We start from the raw sequence: 15,772 nt of genomic DNA on the forward strand, positions 1-15,772 counted from the left end.
TCCATCAGACAACGCTTAGTTGAAAAGCGCGTGCATATGCGCGACGCCTTCCCGCGCCAGTTGGAAGGCGATAAGCCACATCACCACCCCAACCAGAATGTTGATAATGCGTTGAGCTTTCGCCGTACGCAGTCGAGGCGCAAGCCAGGCCGCCAGTAGCGCTAACCCAAAAAACCATAAGAACGACGCGCTAATCGTGCCGAGGGCGAACCAGCGCTTTGGCTCCATAGCCAGTTGTCCGCCGAGACTGCCCAACACGACAAACGTATCCAGATAAACGTGCGGATTCAGCCACGTTACCGCCAGCATCGTAGCAATAATTTTCCAGCGCCCCTGCTTCATAACCTCGGCGCTGGCCAGCTCCAGATTACTGCTCATTGCCGTTTTCAGCGCGCCAAAACCGTACCATAACAAGAACGCGACCCCGCCCCATGTGACCAGCGCCAGCAGCCACGGCGACTGCATCAGCAACGCGCTACCGCCAAAAATACCGGCGCTAATCAGGACTAAATCACTTAACGCGCAAAGCAGCGCTATCATGAGGTGGTACTGGCGACGAATTCCCTGATTCATCACAAACGCATTTTGCGGGCCAAGCGGAAGGATCATGGCGGCGCCAAGGGCAAACCCTTGAAAATAATAAGATATCACGTTAACTACCCTGAGCTGTTTTTCTTAAAGGCAGACTATAGCGCGGGAATATTATTAGCGGAAATTGATAATTTTAATCACTAATAAGAAAAGCTAATAAAGAGACTGAATAACGGATAGCGGCTACGCTTATCCGCTCAATAACCAGAGAATACTGGAGGCGGATAAGCGCAGCGCCGGCAGGCAGCGCGGGAGAAAATTACTCCGCGGCGTTATCTTTCACGCGTTTAAAATTGACGTCCATCTGCGGGTACGGGAAGCTAATACCAGCGGCGTCGAATTCACGTTTAATACGTTCCAGCACGTCCCAGTAGACATTTTGCAGGTCGCTGCTTTTACTCCAGACACGCACCACAAAATTAATTGATGAGGCGCCCAGCTCATTCAAACGCACCGTCATTTCGCGATCTTTTAAAATACGATCGTCGGACTCGATAATCGTCGTTAGCAGCTGTTTCACCTGATCGATATCCGAATCGTAGGCCACCCCAATAATGAATTCGTTACGGCGAACCGGCTCACGAGAATAGTTGATGATATTTCCCGCGATAATTTTGCCATTCGGAATCACAATAATTTTGCCGTCTACCGCGCGCATTGTCGTGGAAAAGATTTGCACGTTCAGTACCGTACCGGCAACGCCGCCCAAATCGACATACTCACCGGCGCGGAACGGACGGAACATAACCAGCAATACCCCAGCCGCAAGGTTAGAAAGCGATCCCTGTAATGCCAGGCCAACGGCTAAACCAGCGGCGCCCAGTACGGCAATAACCGAGGCGGTTTGAACCCCCACGCGACCCAGAGCCGCAATCAGCGTAAAAGCGATAACCCCATAGCGCACCAGCGCAGAAAGAAAGTCGGCCACTGTCGCATCAATATGACGCGCACGCATCAGACGATTTACCGTATTGGAGATCACGCGCGCTACAATCAAGCCGATGATGATAATAGCGATAGCCGCAACAATATTCACAGCATAGCTGAGCAATAACGCCTGGTTGCGTACCAGCCAGGTGCCCGCACCATTTATGCTGTCGACAACATTCAAATCTTCCATTCAATATTCCTTGGTCATAGCAAAACAAGCAAATGAGATCATTCTCACGAAAAGAACTTTTTAAAGGTAAACAAAAACAGAAGAATATGCCATTTTTCGGCATCATCCCAAAAAAGGCAGGTACATTGTGAGTTGGCCGGATGAAAGCGCTAACTAACGCCGCTCTCCGGAAATAACGATAAAAAAATGGCTTCCCAAGGGAAGCCATTTCAATCAGCAGACTATATTACAGAACGTCAATCGCGTTCAGTTCTTTAAATGCTTTTTCCAGACGAGCGATCATCGAAGTCTGGCCAGCACGCAGCCATACGCGCGGGTCATAGTATTTCTTGTTCGGCTGATCTTCGCCTTTCGGGTTGCCCAGCTGACCTTGCAGATACGCTTCGTTTTCTTTGTAGTAGTTCAGAACACCTTCCCAGGTTGCCCATTGGGTATCGGTATCGATGTTCATTTTCACTACGCCGTAGCTTACGGAGTCTTTGATTTCCTGAGCAGTAGAACCGGAACCGCCGTGGAAAACGAAGTTCAGGCTGTTGTGCGGCAGGTTGTGTTTCTTAGAAACATAGTCCTGAGAATCACGCAGAATGGTCGGGGTCAGAACCACGTTACCCGGCTTGTAAACGCCGTGTACGTTACCGAAGGAAGCGGCAATGGTGAAACGCGGGCTGATTTTGCTCAGTTCAGTGTACGCGTAATCAACGTCTTCCGGCTGGGTGTACAGAGCAGAAGCGTCCATGTGGCTGTTGTCCACGCCGTCTTCTTCACCACCGGTGCAACCCAGTTCGATTTCCAGAGTCATGCCAATTTTGGACATGCGCGCCAGGTATTTGGAGCAGATTTCGATGTTTTCGTGCAGAGACTCTTCAGACAGGTCAATCATGTGAGAAGAGAACAGCGGTTTACCGGTAGCCGCAAAGTGTTTTTCACCCGCGTCCAGCAGGCCATCGATCCACGGCAGCAGTTTCTTCGCGCAGTGGTCAGTGTGCAGGATAACCGGAACGCCGTAGTGTTCAGCCATCTGGTGAACGTGATGCGCGCCAGAGATAGCGCCCAGGATTGCCGCGCCCTGAGGTACGTCAGTTTTCACGCCTTTACCCGCGATGAAGGAAGCGCCGCCGTTGGAGAACTGAACGATGACCGGTGCTTTAACTTTTGCAGCGGTTTCCAGAACAGCGTTGATGGAATCAGTGCCCACGCAGTTAACTGCCGGCAGAGCAAAATTGTTTTCTTTTGCTACCTGGAACACTTTCTGTACGTCATCACCAGTGATCACGCCTGGTTTTACGAAATCAAAAATTTTAGACATGTTTCGTTGTCCTGTATCGTCGGGCTTTGGGAAAAAACACGGGCCGCCCTGAATGTCAGATCGGCGATAAATCAACGGGCAGGAATCCCTGCCCGTAACGATTACTTCTTAGCGCGCTCTTCGAGCATCGCTACGGCTGGCAGAACTTTACCTTCCACGAATTCGAGGAATGCGCCGCCGCCAGTAGAAATGTAGGAAATTTTGTCAGCAATGCCGAACAGGTCGATTGCCGCCAGGGTGTCGCCGCCGCCAGCGATGGAAAACGCTTCGCTATCAGCGATGGCATTCGCCACGATTTCAGTCCCTTTACGGAAGTTCGGGAACTCAAACACGCCAACCGGGCCGTTCCACAGAATGGTTTTGGCATTCTTGAGGATTTCAGCCAGCTGCTGAGCGGAAGCATCGCCGATATCCAGGATCTGCTCGTCTTCTTTCACGTCGTTAACGGATTTCAGAGTCGCCGGTGCGGTTTCGGAGAACTCGGTGGCAACGCGAACATCGGTCGGAACCGGGATATCGCAAGTGGTCAGCAGACGTTTTGCTTCGTCAACCAGGTCAGCTTCGTACAGGGATTTACCGACGCTGTGGCCCTGAGCGGCAACGAAGGTGTTGGCGATACCGCCGCCGACAATCAGCTGGTCAGCGATTTTAGACAGGGAATCCAGAACGGTCAGTTTGGTAGATACTTTAGAACCACCAACGATAGCCACCATCGGACGAGCCGGTTCTTTCAGCGCTTTACCCAGCGCATCCAGTTCAGCGGCCAGCAGCGGGCCTGCGCACGCAACATCAGCAAATTTGCCGATACCGTGGGTAGAAGCCTGCGCGCGGTGCGCAGTACCAAAGGCGTCCATCACGAATACGTCACACAGGGCGGCGTATTTTTTAGACAGCGCTTCGTCGTCTTTCTTTTCGCCTTTGTTAAAGCGAACGTTTTCCAGAACCACCAGCTCACCTTCGGCCACGTCAACGCCGTCCAGGTAATCTTTGACCAGGCGAACCGGGTTAGACAGTTTGTCTTTCAGGTAGTTAACAACCGGCAGCAGAGAGAATTCTTCGTTGTACTCGCCTTCGGTAGGACGACCCAGGTGGGAAGTTACCATCACTTTCGCGCCCTGTTTCAGAGCCAGTTCGATGGTCGGCAGAGAAGCGCGGATACGCGCGTCGCTGGTCACTTTCCCTTCTTTAACAGGTACGTTCAGATCCGCACGGATAAAAACGCGTTTCCCGGCCAGATCCAGATCGGTCATCTTAATTACAGACATGGTGAATCCTCTCAATGATGCTTAAAGTTTTGTCGACGCTGACGCGTCGAGCCTGAAACCAACTGCGGCCATCGCTAACGTGGTGTCGAGCATCCTGTTAGCAAAGCCCCATTCATTATCGCACCAGACCAGCGTCTTGATCAGGTGGGCGCCACTGACCCGGGTTTGCGTGCCATCAACAATGGCGCTGTGCGGGTCGTGGTTAAAATCTATCGAGACCAACGGTGATTCCGTATAGTCAACTATACCATGAAATGCACCTTGTGCTGCTTTTTGCAGCAACTGGTTGACTTCACTGGCTTTTACTGGTTTTTTCACCGTTACGCTTAAATCGATCGCCGTCACATTAATGGTTGGAACGCGCACCGCAATCGCCTCAAAACGGTCGTTAAACTGCGGGAATATACGCGTAATGCCTGCCGCCAGTTTTGTATCTACCGGGATAATCGACTGGCTGGCCGCGCGCGTGCGCCGTAGATCGGAGTGATACGCGTCGATCACCTGCTGATCGTTCATCGCAGAGTGGATCGTCGTGACGGTACCAGACTCGATGCCGTAAGCATCATCCAACAATTTAATGACGGGAATTATGCAATTCGTGGTACAGGACGCGTTTGAGACAATACGATGTTCCGCACGCAGTTGGTTCTGGTTCACGCCAAAAACGACGGTGGCGTCAAGATCGTTGCTGCCCGGATGAGAAAAGAGCACTTTCTTCGCGCCAGCGGCAATATGCGCCTCGCCATGCTCCCGGTTGCCATATACGCCCGTACAATCCAACACAACATCCACGCCCAGTTCGCGCCACGGCAGATCCGCCAGCGTTCTTTCATGCAGAATACGAATGACATCGTCACCGACAAAAAGCTGCTCGCGCTCGTGGCGAACCTCCCATGCAAAACGCCCGTGGCTGGTATCGTATTTCAACAAATGCGCCATGCCTGCGGCATCCGCCAGCTCGTTGATGGCCACCACGGTAATTTCCGCGCGACGTCCGGATTCATACAAAGCACGAACCACGTTACGCCCGATGCGACCAAAGCCATTAATCGCTATGCGTACGGTCATAGGTCTCCTGCAAGGCTATCCCGATTCAGATGAGGCTGACAGAGTAATGCAGCTCATCGTCGAGTAAAACCTCACCTGTCGCAAACTGCGACTGATTGGTTAATTGTCGAACATTTAATTAACTGAAACGCTTCAGCTAGAATAAGCGAAACGGGGAATAAAAGGAATGTTTGTCCAGTCGAAGAAGACAGTTATCTGACCTGCATCACATTTCATGGCCGCTTACGCTGCAATTTATTCCATATTTAAGAATCACCAGTACATCCGTCAGATCTTTTCATCGTCGCGTCACAAATACTGATTTATATCAGAAAGCGCTGTCGCCAGCGTCTATATTATCAGCGCCACGTCCGAGTCTCGGAGTCCTGTAACGATGACTGTATCTCACCACAATGCCTCTACAGCGCGCTTTTACGCGCTTCGTCTGCTTCCCGGCCAGGAAGTGTTTTCCCAATTACACGCCTTTGTGCAACAGAACCAATTACGTGCCGCCTGGATAGCAGGGTGTACCGGCAGTCTGACCGATGTTGCGCTGCGTTATGCCGGGCAAGAGGCGACCACATCGCTCACCGGCACGTTTGAAGTTATCTCGCTAAACGGCACGCTTGAATTGACCGGCGAGCATCTGCATCTCGCGGTATCGGATCCCTACGGGGTTATGCTCGGCGGCCATATGATGCCAGGGTGTACCGTGCGTACCACGCTGGAACTGGTTATCGGCGAGCTGCCAGCGCTGACGTTCAGCCGTCAACCGTGCGCCATTTCCGGTTATGACGAACTGCATATTTCTTCCCGTTAATTGACGACTCTTTAAGAGGTACTTTATGGCGCGTCGCCCGTTTTCCAGCCAGTCCCTGGTGCTGATTGTCATCGCTATTGCCATCAATATGATTGGCGGACAGCTTATTAGCATGTTGAAGCTGCCTATTTTTCTCGACTCGATCGGCACCTTAATTAGCGCGGTGCTGTTAGGGCCGTTCATCGGCATGTTGACTGGGCTTCTAACCAACTTGCTGTGGGGGCTGCTTACCGATCCTATCGCTGCCGCGTTTGCCCCGGTAGCGATGGTTATCGGTCTGGTCGCCGGGTGGCTGGCGCGCGCAGGCTGGTTTCGTACCCTGCCCAAAGTGATCGTCAGCGGGGTCGTCATTACGTTAGCGGTGACGCTGGTCGCCGTACCGCTTCGTACCGCGCTTTTTGGCGGCGTTACCGGCAGCGGCGCTGATTTATTCGTCGCCTGGATGCATTCAATGGGCCAAAACCTGGTGGAGTCGGTCGCGATTACCGTCATAGGCGCTAATCTGGTCGATAAAATTCTGACGGCGATCATCGTTTGGGTGCTGCTGCGTCAGCTACCGTTACGTACGACACGGCATTTTCCTGCGATGTCAGCCGTACGCTAAATGCATCCGTTTACCTCGTTAACCTTATGGGCGCTGGCGGCCTGCACCACGCTGCTACTCCCTGCGCAGACCGTGCTCCCGGTTTATAGCGCGGCGGCCTTCCTCTGTCTGCTGGCGCTGAAATCAACGCGGCGGCGGGCGAAGTATGTCGCCTGGCTGATGCTGTCTTTAGGGTTTGGGCTATGGCTGGTACATGGCGGTTGGCTAACGGAATGGATAAGCGGGCAGCCTCGCGATCCGCAGCGCTGGGTATATGCCGTTACGCTATGGCTACGTCTGCTGGCGATCGTGTCGACGTCGCAGCTATGGATGCAGTATGTGCCGGTTCAGCGGTTTATTCGCGCCCTGTTCGCTTCACGTCTGCCGCCCGGCATCGCTTACCTGTTCGCTGGCCCTCTGCTGGTCGTCGAACAGCTCAAACGACAACTGACGATCGTTCATGAAGCCCAGCGCGCGCGTGGCGTACCGCTGGATGAAGGCTGGTATCAGCGGCTACGGGCAATGCCTGCGCTGATCGTGCCGCTTACGCAAAATGCGCTTAACGATCTGACAATACGCGGCGCGGCGTTGGATATGCGGGGGTTTCGGCTGCATCGAGCCCGAACCACGCTGTGGGCGCCGAAAGATAGCGTGTTACAACGGGTTGCGCGGTATGGCATGGTACTGCTAATACTGGCGGAAGCGGGAGTATGGATATGGTTACGTTAGAGCAGTTTCGTTATCTTCCGTCCGATGCGACACGCCCGCCGGCATGTTTTGATTTCCACTATTCAACACCCGGAATAGTGGCGATAGTCGGCGATAACGGCAGCGGAAAAAGTACGCTGGCGCAACTGATGGCTGGCTGGTATCCGGATTATCTCCCCGGTGATATTGACGGCACAGGCTTACTGCTTGGCGTCCCTATCGGGCGGCTCCCGCTGGTAGAACAGTCGCCCACCATCCAATTGGTGCAGCAATCGCCTTATTTACAGCTTTCCGGCTGTACCTTTAGCGTAGAGGAAGAGGTGGCGTTTGGCCCGGAGAATCTCGGCCTCCATGAAGCGGAGATTCTACGGCGCATTGACGAGGCGCTGACCCTGACAAACTGCCAGTCGTTACGCCATCGCCATCCCGGCACGCTCTCCGGCGGCGAAACGCAGCGGGTAGTAATTGCCAGCGCGCTTGCCATGCAGCCCAGACTGTTAATTCTTGATGAAGCCTTCAGTCGGCTGACGTCAGCGGCCACCGGGATGCTGCTGGAACGGTTACAACAGTGGGCGCTGGAACGTCATTCTCTCATTGTGCTTTTTGAGCGTAATCATTTTCCTTTTCTGACGCGATGCCAGCGGGTATGGCAATTGCGCGACGGAGCGCTAACCCCATTATGTTGACGTTAAATCAGGTCGCTTATCGCTGGCCGGATGCCGCAGCCGACTGTTTGCACGCTATCTCGCTTAAACTTCGTGACGGCGAATGGCTGGCGTTGACCGGCGATAACGGCGCGGGAAAATCAACGCTGTTACGGATTATGGCCGGCCTGCTTTCCCCCGCTTCCGGCTCGGTAACGCTTAATGGAGAGCCGATTGCGCAGCTTAAAAATCGTCAACGCGCCGCCGCTATCGGCGTACTCTTTCAGGAAGCGGAAAACCAGATTTTCCACAGCAATGTCGCGCAAGAGGTCGCTTTTGGGCTGAAACTACAACGCTTATCGGCGGAGGAAATTTCACGGCGCACGCAGGCCGCGCTGCGGTTATGCCAGCTAACGGACGTCGCCGAGGCACACCCGCTTGATCTGCACGCCGCACAGCGCCGGATGGTGGCGGTCGCCAGTCTGGAGGCGATAGCGCCGCCTGTGTTATTGCTGGATGAACCCAGCCGGGATTTTGACGCCCACTGGCTAACCGTATTTGAACACTGGCTGGCGACATGCCGGGCACGGGGAACCAGCGTCGTCGCGATTAGCCATGACGCTGCGTTTACCCGGCGTCATTTTTCACGGGTGGTACGGCTGGAAAACGGCAGGTTGTCAAAGGGAGAATAAAAAACGGGTCGCCGAAGCGACCCGTTTTATGCCGTATTAAGGATTACAGCAGTGCTTTCGCTTTGGCGATCACGTTGTCCACCGTGAAGCCAAACTCTTCAAACAACAGCTCTGCCGGAGCAGACTCACCGAAGGTGGTCATCCCGACAATAGCGCCGTTCAGGCCGACGTATTTGAACCAGTAGTCAGCGATACCCGCTTCAATCGCCACACGCGCAGAGACCGCCTTCGGCAGCACGGATTCACGGTAAGCCGCATCCTGCTTGTCGAACGCGTCGGTGGACGGCATGGAAACCACGCGCGCCTTCACGCCTTCGGCAGTCAGTTTTTCGTAAGCGGCAACCGCCAGCTCAACCTCTGAACCGGTCGCAATGAAGATAATCTGCGGCTGGCCCGCACAATCTTTCAGTACGTAACCACCGCGGGCGATATTCGCCAGTTGCTCTTCAGTACGTTCCTGCTGCGCCAGGTTCTGACGGGAGAGGATCAGCGCGGTTGGGCCATCCTGACGCTCTACGCCATATTTCCACGCCACCGCGGATTCCACCTGGTCGCACGGACGCCATGTGGACATGTTCGGCGTTACGCGCAGGCTTGCCACCTGCTCGACCGGCTGGTGCGTCGGGCCATCTTCGCCCAGACCGATGGAGTCGTGGGTGTACACCATCACCTGACGTTGTTTCATCAACGCTGCCATACGCACTGCGTTACGGGCATATTCGACGAACATCAGGAAGGTGGAGGTGTACGGCAGGAAACCGCCGTGCAGGGCGATACCGTTGGCGATAGCGGTCATACCGAATTCGCGCACACCGTAATGAATGTAGTTACCTGCGGCATCTTCGTTAATCGCTTTCGAACCGGACCACAGGGTCAGGTTAGAAGGAGCCAGGTCAGCGGAGCCGCCGAGGAATTCCGGCAACAGCGGACCGAAGGCTTCGATGGTATTCTGGGACGCTTTACGGCTGGCGATTTTGGATGGATTCGCCTGCAGTTTAGCGATGAACTCATTCGCTTTCGCATCGAAGTCAGCCGGCATGTCGCCTTTCATACGACGAGTGAATTCAGCAGCTTCCTGCGGGAAGGCTTTCTCATAAGCCGCGAATTTCTCATTCCATGCAGACTCTTTCGCCTGGCCGGCTTCTTTCGCATCCCACTGGGCGTAGATTTCAGACGGGATTTCGAACGGCGCGTATTTCCAGCCCAACTGTTCGCGGGTCAGCGCGATTTCCGCGTCGCCCAGCGGCGCGCCGTGGGAATCGTGGGTACCCTGTTTGTTCGGCGAACCGAAACCGATGATGGTTTTGCACATCAGCAGGGACGGTTTGTCAGTCACGGCGCGAGCTTCTTCCGTGGCGCGTTTAATGGCGTCGGCATCGTGACCGTCAATGCCACGGATAACGTGCCAGCCGTAGGCTTCAAAACGTTTCGCGGTGTCATCGGTGAACCAGCCTTCAACATGACCATCGATAGAGATACCGTTGTCATCATAGAACGCGATCAGTTTGCCCAGTTTCAGAGTACCAGCCAGAGAGCACACTTCGTGAGAAATGCCTTCCATCATGCAGCCGTCGCCCATAAAGACGTAGGTGAAGTGGTCAACGATATCGTGGCCAGGACGATTAAACTGCGCCGCCAGAGTTTTCTCGGCAATCGCCATCCCGACGGCGTTGGCAATACCCTGACCCAGCGGGCCAGTAGTGGTTTCAACGCCAGCGGTGTAGCCCACTTCCGGGTGACCAGGGGTTTTTGAATGTAGCTGACGGAAATTCTGCAGCTCGGACATCGGCAGGTCATAACCGGTGAGGTGCAGCAGGCTGTAAATCAGCATTGAGCCGTGGCCATTGGACAGCACGAAGCGGTCGCGGTCGGCCCAGGACGGGTTGGTCGGGTTGTGGTTCAGGAAATCACGCCACAGGACTTCGGCAATGTCAGCCATACCCATCGGGGCACCCGGGTGACCGGACTTGGCTTTCTGTACTGCGTCCATGCTCAGCGCACGAATAGCATTGGCAAGCTCTTTACGTGAGGACATTTTGACTCCAGATCGGATGTTGAAAGGCCATGCCCGTAACGACTTGACGACAGCGCGTTTTGGGCTACGCCGGAAAATTTGCCAACAATTTACCCCAAGCCGCGCGTCATGTACATGGAACATCCTTTTACCGCTTCAGAAATCTCCGGATCATGCTCGTATGTTGCGCAATTAGCTAACTTGCCTGCCATGCTTTTCTTTATACTTAACCCAGGCGCTAATTCATCTGCAACGGGCGCATTTCAAAATAATATTGATTCGTATGGAAGAGAAAAATGAAAATTCGCGCTTTACTGCTTGCTTTGGGCATGGCGACGGTGCTGACCGGTTGCCAGAATATGGACTCTAATGGACTGCTTTCTTCGGGCGCTGAAGCTTTTCAGGCCTATACGTTAAGCGATGCGCAGGTAAAAGCGTTGAGCGATCAATCCTGTCAAGAGCTCGACAGTAAAGCGAAAATCGCGCCGGCGAGCAGCGAATACACTAAACGACTGGCAAAAATTGCCGCCGCGCTGGGGGATAACATTAACGGCCAGCCGGTGAACTATAAGGTTTACGAGACGAAAGACGTCAACGCGTTTGCCATGGCGAACGGTTGTATCCGCGTCTACAGCGGACTGATGGATATGATGACCGACAACGAAGTTGAAGCCGTGATCGGCCATGAAATGGGCCATGTCGCGCTGGGTCATGTAAAGAAAGGGATGCAGGTCGCGCTGGGCACTAACGCCGTTCGTGTTGCGGCGGCATCGGCAGGAGGCGTAGTCGGCAGCCTGTCGCAATCACAGCTTGGCGATCTTGGCGAAAAACTGGTGAACTCGCAGTTCTCTCAGCGTCAGGAGTCCGAAGCGGATGATTATTCTTACGATCTGTTGCGCAAACGCGGTATCAGTCCGGCAGGACTCGCCACCAGCTTTGAGAAACTGGCAAAACTGGAAGCGGGTCGTCAAAGCTCGATGTTCGACGATCACCCGGCGTCCGCCGCACGCGCACAGCATGTGCGCGATCGTATGAGCGCGGACGGGATCAAATAATCCCCGAACAGTGCCGGATGGCGGCGTGAACGCCTTATCCGGCCTACAAGCATCAATCAGCTGTAGGCCGGATAAGCGCAGCGCCATCCGGCAAAACAACTTACTCGCCCTTCTTCGCCGCCTGGATATAGAGCATTTCTAATGCCAGCGTCGCGGCCGCCAGAGCGGTGATCTCCGACTGATCGTAAGCCGGCGCGACTTCCACTACATCCATACCGACAATGTTCAGATCTTTCAGACCGCGTACCAGTTTAATGGCGCGATCGGAGGTCAAACCGCCGATCACCGGCGTACCGGTGCCAGGCGCAAACGCCGGGTCCAGACAGTCGATATCAAAGGTCAGATAGACCGGCATATCGCCGACGATCTGTTTCACCTGAGCGAGAATATCATCCACGCCGCGATCGTTGACCTGGCAGGCATCCAGCACGGTAAAGCCATTGTCTTTGTCAAACTCAGTACGAATACCGATCTGTACCGAATGATGCGGATCGATCAGGCCTTCTTTCGGCGCGGTGTAGAACATCGTGCCGTGATCGAATTCGCAGCCGTTAGCGTAGGTATCGGTATGCGCATCAAAATGTACCAGCGCCATTTTGCCAAAATGTTTCGCGTGGGCGCGCAGCAGCGGCAGCGTGACGAAGTGGTCGCCGCCGAAAGAGAGCATACGCTTGCCTGCAGACAGCAGTTTTTCAGCGTGCGCCTGTAATTTTTCGCTCATTTCACGGGCATCGCCAAACGCATACACCAAATCGCCGCAGTCCACGACGTTCAGGCGCTCGCGCATGTCAAAATTCCACGGGAAACGGTGATGTTCCCAGGCAAGGTTGGTCGACACCTGACGGATCGCCGCCGGGCCATGACGGCCGCCAGCGCGACCGGACGTTGCCATATCAAACGGTACGCCAGTGATCACCCAGTCGGCATCGCTGTCATACGGCTGGAAGTTCATTGGCAGACGTAAAAAACCAAACGCATTAGAAACCAGTGAGTTATCGTACTGATGACCTAAGGTGCTCATGGCAAAAACCTCTTCTTAGTCAATATAAAAAAACCCTCCCGCGTCGTTAGGCCCGACGAGGAAGGGTTTGAATTTGTTTACGGCTCAAAGTTTACTCTGACAGACCGCATTATTGAAGTCAGTTTAGCCAGGTACAGTAGACAACGCCCGAAAAAAATATATATCCAGCGCAAATCAGTAGGCTCATACGTCCATCGCGGTCAGTTAAGAGGCCTTAGGGATTTGCCGCTGTAAAAACTCAAGCACTAATGCGTAAAACAGCGGTGTTTTTCCTGGCGTCTGGAAAATGGCGTGACCGCTACCGGGAATGAGGGTCATCTCCGCCTGAGGCAGCAGCCGGTACAGCTCGGTAACTTCTTCAACGGTGAAAAATTCATCCCGGTCGCCGTCCAGTAATAGCACAGGAATGTGGATTTTTTTCACCTCTTCTTCCGCCAGCGATGTGGGCGTTGTCCACATTGGCCAGACACCTTTGAGGAACGTGCGCCAGTAGTCTTTTTGCTCTGGATGATGCATGTTCTGATAAAATTTAACCATCCCGGGCGCATCCGAAGCCATTTTATCCAGATCGCGATCCGTCAATTGCCCCTGAGGCATTCCTTTACCATAAAAAATTTCCATCCCCTGCATGTAATGGGTCGTAGCAAAGCGATGCGTTGCGCCGCCGACGATAGCAGCGCGCGCTAGATCCGGGTATCGGCTGGTTAACTTCAGAACGACCATGCCGCCATCGCTGTAACCCATCACCAGCGGTTTTTCCAGCTTCAGCGCTTTAACAAAAGCCGCCATATCTTCCGTCATCAGATCATAGCTAAACGTTCCTTGCGGGTTATTGGTTAATCCATGTCCACGACTGTCCGGCATGATGACGCGAAAATATCGAGATGCCTCTTTCGCTAATCCCTGCCAACTTTTCGCCGTCAGACCACCACCGTGAATCAACAGCAGCGGAGGCCCCTCGCCCTCTTCAACGTAATGAATTTTGATACCATTCGCTTCCACAAATTTATCTTTGTCCATCGTTGTTGCTGAAGCATTTATTAAAAATATAATATTGATAATAAAAATAAATGCTAATTTAAAAATATGATTCATAACACCTCGCCAATCACTTTCCGTGTAAAAGACCATATTATTCAGATTGAACAAAAATAACATCAAAATCGATTTGTATCATTTTCACTTATTTACCGGGGAGACCCCGCATCCTCTTTTTACAGAACGTAAAAAGCCTTTCCGCGATTAACCCCAACGCGAAAAGGCTCTGAAGTCAGAAAAGTGCCACCTTATTCATTCTGGCTGTAATTCAGGATGACTTGAAGGTCTCTTCCTGAATTGCATTTAGCGCTTTCTTTATTCCTTCGCCTGACAAGACTAGCTTGACTCGCTAAATGCCGTGGCCGGAATTTTCACAATCGCTTTTTTAACCGGCGCAGGTTTACCACGCGTACAAAGCGGACGGTGGACCTGGTTGGGATAAAAAAGCGCGAAATCGCCAGGATTTAATGTAACGAACTGCTCATTAGCGACACATTCAGGAAAGATGATGTCATCAGGAAGATGCTCAAGCTCCTTTATCCTGGTATCAATTTTGTTGGAATAGCCAATCTCCTCATAACCGCTTAGTAAAATCTGAACATCGATATATTTTTTATGAAGTTCAGCTTTGCGGTTTAACGAAGAGTGTGTTTCTCCTTCGCTTATCATAAGAAATGACTCCGGGAAAGAAAGTTCATATCTACCAGCAGGCTGATCTTCAGCTATCTTCACCGCTTCGATGATAAGTTTTTTAATAATGTGGTTAACGTAAGGTAATAAAGTAAGCTGCTCTATATTTCCATATAGCATACTATAGTTATCCTAAATAATGGTCGTGATTATAATTATCAGCCAATCAGGTACTGGTAAATACCTTCAGCCACAGGAATACCTTCTTTTAAACATTTTTCTTTATAGGCGATTTGCGGATCGTTTGGCGCCAGCACTTTATCAACACCGGGCATCGGTTTTACAGCCCTTAGCTCATTGACCATTGTGCTCATTATTGAGGAAAACAGCGGATTGCCCAACATCTGCGGATCAATAACGATAACCAGACTCGCTAACTTGCGCATCTTGTCATAGTCGCCATACATCCGAACAATATGGTTGCTAAAGTTTGCCCCCATCAGGACGCCCGTGAGCGCATCAATCGCCAGGGCAATACCAGAACCTTTGTGTCCGCCAAAGGGCAGCAGATTTTCAATTTTATGCGGATCGGTAGTGATATGTCCCTCTTTATCCAGCGCCAGACCATGACCTATTGGTTTCCCGGTTTCTTTGGCGTGCAGAATTTTACCAAACGCAATGGCGCTGGTCGCCATATCGACGATCATCGGATGGCTGTCTTTAACGGGGAAGCCGAAGGCGATTGGGTTAGTCCCCAGAAAGCGCTCCGCGCCGCCATACGGCGCAACACAGGTATCCGTTCGCGTCATGGCGATAGCCACCATTCCCTGGCTTGTCGCCTGCTCAATGAACCACGAGAGCGCGCCGCAGTGGGACGTATTTTTGACGCTGACGAAACCCAGCCCCGTCTCTCTCGCCAGACTAATAGCGTGATCTGTCGCCTTTATCAGCGCGCAGTGTCCCATTCCATCATCAGAGTCCAGAATAGCGACTGAAGGCGAAATCTGTTCGATGCTGAATGTTGCTTTTGGATTGAGCCCGCCTGCGTTCAGGCGGGTACAATAGTGCTCTACGCGAATAACGCCGTGGGAGTGAACGCCGGTAATATCGGCATGAACCAAAACGTCGGCTACCTGCTGCGCCGTTTGCGCGTCAAGACCCGCCTGGGTGAGTTTATTAAACGCCAGCGCTTTCAATTCATTTTCTTTGACTAATATTGTTGACATAACTATCCCGCT

The 15,772-nt window shown here is 52.9% G+C and carries 16 protein-coding genes and 17 other annotated features; of the genes, 6 read left to right on the top strand and 10 right to left on the bottom strand.

Annotated elements, in window-relative coordinates; all coding sequences use genetic code 11:
• Positions 1-15 precede the first annotated feature (15 nt).
• The 5 genes from yggA to epd form a co-directional block, all read right to left on the bottom strand.
• Positions 16-664, bottom strand: a protein-coding gene (gene yggA, locus STM3066) for a putative LYSE family amino acid transport protein (RefSeq protein NP_461982.1). Within the gene, positions 16-651 belong to an annotated coding region; the region does not span the whole gene.
• Positions 659-664: a ribosome-binding site (putative RBS for yggA; RegulonDB:STMS1H003109), on the bottom strand. It overlaps the preceding gene by 6 nt.
• 186 nt (positions 665-850) lie before the next feature.
• Positions 851-1,723, bottom strand: a protein-coding gene (gene yggB, locus STM3067) for a hypothetical protein (protein NP_461983.1). Within the gene, positions 851-1,711 belong to an annotated coding region; the region does not span the whole gene.
• Positions 1,718-1,723: a ribosome-binding site (putative RBS for yggB; RegulonDB:STMS1H003110), on the bottom strand. Its footprint overlaps the gene before it by 6 nt.
• 214 nt (positions 1,724-1,937) lie before the next feature.
• Positions 1,938-3,031 (bottom strand): fructose-bisphosphate aldolase gene (fba, locus tag STM3068; RefSeq protein NP_461984.1). Within the gene, positions 1,938-3,017 belong to an annotated coding region; the region does not span the whole gene.
• Positions 3,026-3,031, bottom strand: a ribosome-binding site (putative RBS for fba; RegulonDB:STMS1H003111). It overlaps the preceding gene by 6 nt.
• An 87-nt stretch (positions 3,032-3,118) precedes the next feature.
• Positions 3,119-4,293, bottom strand: a protein-coding gene (gene pgk, locus STM3069; RefSeq protein NP_461985.1) for a phosphoglycerate kinase. Within the gene, positions 3,119-4,282 belong to an annotated coding region; the region does not span the whole gene.
• Positions 4,288-4,293: a ribosome-binding site (putative RBS for pgk; RegulonDB:STMS1H003112), on the bottom strand. It overlaps the preceding gene by 6 nt.
• Before the next feature lie 10 nt (positions 4,294-4,303).
• The gene (epd, locus tag STM3070) for a D-erythrose 4-phosphate dehydrogenase (RefSeq protein ID NP_461986.1) occupies positions 4,304-5,520 on the bottom strand. Within the gene, positions 4,304-5,350 belong to an annotated coding region; the region does not span the whole gene.
• Positions 5,355-5,360: a ribosome-binding site (putative RBS for epd; RegulonDB:STMS1H003113), on the bottom strand. Its footprint overlaps the gene before it by 6 nt.
• Positions 5,496-5,504, bottom strand: a -10 signal (putative -10_signal for epd; RegulonDB:STMLTH004573).
• Positions 5,512-5,520 (bottom strand) — a -35 signal (putative -35_signal for epd; RegulonDB:STMLTH004573).
• A 20-nt stretch (positions 5,521-5,540) precedes the next feature.
• Positions 5,541-5,561 (bottom strand) — a protein binding site (putative binding site for CRP, RegulonDB: STMS1H000116).
• A gap of 157 nt (positions 5,562-5,718) precedes the next feature.
• Positions 5,719-5,724: a ribosome-binding site (putative RBS for STM3071; RegulonDB:STMS1H003114), on the top strand.
• On the opposite strand from epd, the gene STM3071 reads away from it, so the two are divergent.
• The 5 genes from STM3071 to STM3075 all read left to right on the top strand — a co-directional run bounded on the left by STM3071 (position 5,719) and on the right by STM3075 (position 8,776).
• The gene (locus tag STM3071) for a putative DNA-binding protein (RefSeq protein ID NP_461987.1) occupies positions 5,719-6,149 on the top strand. Within the gene, positions 5,724-6,149 belong to an annotated coding region; the region does not span the whole gene. It overlaps the preceding feature by 6 nt.
• A gap of 19 nt (positions 6,150-6,168) precedes the next feature.
• Positions 6,169-6,174 (top strand) — a ribosome-binding site (putative RBS for STM3072; RegulonDB:STMS1H003115).
• The gene (locus STM3072) for a putative inner membrane protein (protein NP_461988.1) occupies positions 6,169-6,753 on the top strand. Within the gene, positions 6,175-6,753 belong to an annotated coding region; the region does not span the whole gene. Its footprint overlaps the feature before it by 6 nt.
• Positions 6,754-7,461, top strand: coding sequence for a putative ABC-type cobalt transport system (locus STM3073; RefSeq protein NP_461989.1), 708 nt, complete (start codon positions 6,754-6,756; stop codon positions 7,459-7,461).
• Positions 7,443-7,448 (top strand) — a ribosome-binding site (putative RBS for STM3074; RegulonDB:STMS1H003116). (Overlaps the previous gene by 6 nt.)
• The gene (locus tag STM3074; RefSeq protein ID NP_461990.1) for a putative ABC-type cobalt transport system occupies positions 7,443-8,126 on the top strand. Within the gene, positions 7,449-8,126 belong to an annotated coding region; the region does not span the whole gene. Before STM3073 ends, STM3074 begins: the two co-directional genes overlap by 19 nt.
• Positions 8,114-8,119 (top strand) — a ribosome-binding site (putative RBS for STM3075; RegulonDB:STMS1H003117). (Overlaps the previous gene by 6 nt.)
• Positions 8,114-8,776, top strand: a protein-coding gene (locus STM3075; protein ID NP_461991.1) for a putative ABC-type cobalt transport system. Within the gene, positions 8,120-8,776 belong to an annotated coding region; the region does not span the whole gene. Before STM3074 ends, STM3075 begins: the two co-directional genes overlap by 13 nt.
• Positions 8,777-8,819: 43 nt before the next feature.
• On the opposite strand, the gene tktA is transcribed toward STM3075, so the two are convergent.
• Positions 8,820-10,822 (bottom strand): transketolase 1 isozyme gene (tktA, locus tag STM3076; protein ID NP_461992.1). Within the gene, positions 8,820-10,811 belong to an annotated coding region; the region does not span the whole gene.
• Positions 10,817-10,822 (bottom strand) — a ribosome-binding site (putative RBS for tktA; RegulonDB:STMS1H003118). It overlaps the preceding gene by 6 nt.
• Positions 10,823-11,073: 251 nt before the next feature.
• Positions 11,074-11,079: a ribosome-binding site (putative RBS for yggG; RegulonDB:STMS1H003119), on the top strand.
• Here tktA and yggG point away from each other — a divergent pair.
• The gene (gene yggG, locus STM3077) for a putative Zn-dependent proteases with possible chaperone function (RefSeq protein ID NP_461993.1) occupies positions 11,074-11,845 on the top strand. Within the gene, positions 11,087-11,845 belong to an annotated coding region; the region does not span the whole gene. It overlaps the preceding feature by 6 nt.
• Before the next feature lie 100 nt (positions 11,846-11,945).
• Here the strand turns inward: yggG and speB are convergent.
• From speB to STM3081, 4 genes are all read right to left on the bottom strand, one after another.
• Positions 11,946-12,878 (bottom strand): agmatinase gene (gene speB, locus STM3078; RefSeq protein NP_461994.1). Within the gene, positions 11,946-12,866 belong to an annotated coding region; the region does not span the whole gene.
• Positions 12,873-12,878 (bottom strand) — a ribosome-binding site (putative RBS for speB; RegulonDB:STMS1H003120). It overlaps the preceding gene by 6 nt.
• A 192-nt stretch (positions 12,879-13,070) precedes the next feature.
• Entirely contained in the window at positions 13,071-14,027 is a 957-nt protein-coding gene (locus STM3079; protein ID NP_461995.3) for a putative hydrolase or acyltransferase, read from the bottom strand.
• A 213-nt stretch (positions 14,028-14,240) separates the two neighbouring features.
• Positions 14,241-14,720, bottom strand: a protein-coding gene (locus STM3080; RefSeq protein NP_461996.1) for a putative mannitol dehydrogenase. Within the gene, positions 14,241-14,714 belong to an annotated coding region; the region does not span the whole gene.
• Positions 14,715-14,720 (bottom strand) — a ribosome-binding site (putative RBS for STM3080; RegulonDB:STMS1H003121). Its footprint overlaps the gene before it by 6 nt.
• Before the next feature lie 32 nt (positions 14,721-14,752).
• Positions 14,753-15,764 (bottom strand): L-lactate dehydrogenase gene (locus STM3081; protein NP_461997.1). Within the gene, positions 14,753-15,760 belong to an annotated coding region; the region does not span the whole gene.
• Positions 15,759-15,764 (bottom strand) — a ribosome-binding site (putative RBS for STM3081; RegulonDB:STMS1H003122). It overlaps the preceding gene by 6 nt.
• Positions 15,765-15,772: the final 8 nt, after the last annotated feature.

Source organism: Salmonella enterica subsp. enterica serovar Typhimurium str. LT2 (assembly GCF_000006945.2).
Lineage (GTDB): Bacteria > Pseudomonadota > Gammaproteobacteria > Enterobacterales > Enterobacteriaceae > Salmonella > Salmonella enterica.

Bases quoted from the DNA above. Each gene is read 5' to 3' on its own strand.
- STM3081 (NP_461997.1), bottom strand. From the start codon at position 15,760: ATGTCAACAATATTAGTCAAAGAAAATGAATTGAAAGCGCTGGCGTTT.
- epd (NP_461986.1), bottom strand. From the start codon at position 5,350: ATGACCGTACGCATAGCGATTAATGGCTTTGGTCGCATCGGGCGTAAC.
- pgk (NP_461985.1), bottom strand. From the start codon at position 4,282: ATGTCTGTAATTAAGATGACCGATCTGGATCTGGCCGGGAAACGCGTT.
- STM3080 (NP_461996.1), bottom strand. From the start codon at position 14,714: ATGCTATATGGAAATATAGAGCAGCTTACTTTATTACCTTACGTTAAC.
- STM3073 (NP_461989.1), top strand. From the start codon at position 6,754: ATGCATCCGTTTACCTCGTTAACCTTATGGGCGCTGGCGGCCTGCACC.
- STM3075 (NP_461991.1), top strand. From the start codon at position 8,120: ATGTTGACGTTAAATCAGGTCGCTTATCGCTGGCCGGATGCCGCAGCC.
- fba (NP_461984.1), bottom strand. From the start codon at position 3,017: ATGTCTAAAATTTTTGATTTCGTAAAACCAGGCGTGATCACTGGTGAT.
- tktA (NP_461992.1), bottom strand. From the start codon at position 10,811: ATGTCCTCACGTAAAGAGCTTGCCAATGCTATTCGTGCGCTGAGCATG.
- STM3071 (NP_461987.1), top strand. From the start codon at position 5,724: ATGACTGTATCTCACCACAATGCCTCTACAGCGCGCTTTTACGCGCTT.
- speB (NP_461994.1), bottom strand. From the start codon at position 12,866: ATGAGCACCTTAGGTCATCAGTACGATAACTCACTGGTTTCTAATGCG.
- yggG (NP_461993.1), top strand. From the start codon at position 11,087: ATGAAAATTCGCGCTTTACTGCTTGCTTTGGGCATGGCGACGGTGCTG.
- STM3072 (NP_461988.1), top strand. From the start codon at position 6,175: ATGGCGCGTCGCCCGTTTTCCAGCCAGTCCCTGGTGCTGATTGTCATC.
- yggB (NP_461983.1), bottom strand. From the start codon at position 1,711: ATGGAAGATTTGAATGTTGTCGACAGCATAAATGGTGCGGGCACCTGG.
- STM3074 (NP_461990.1), top strand. From the start codon at position 7,449: ATGGTTACGTTAGAGCAGTTTCGTTATCTTCCGTCCGATGCGACACGC.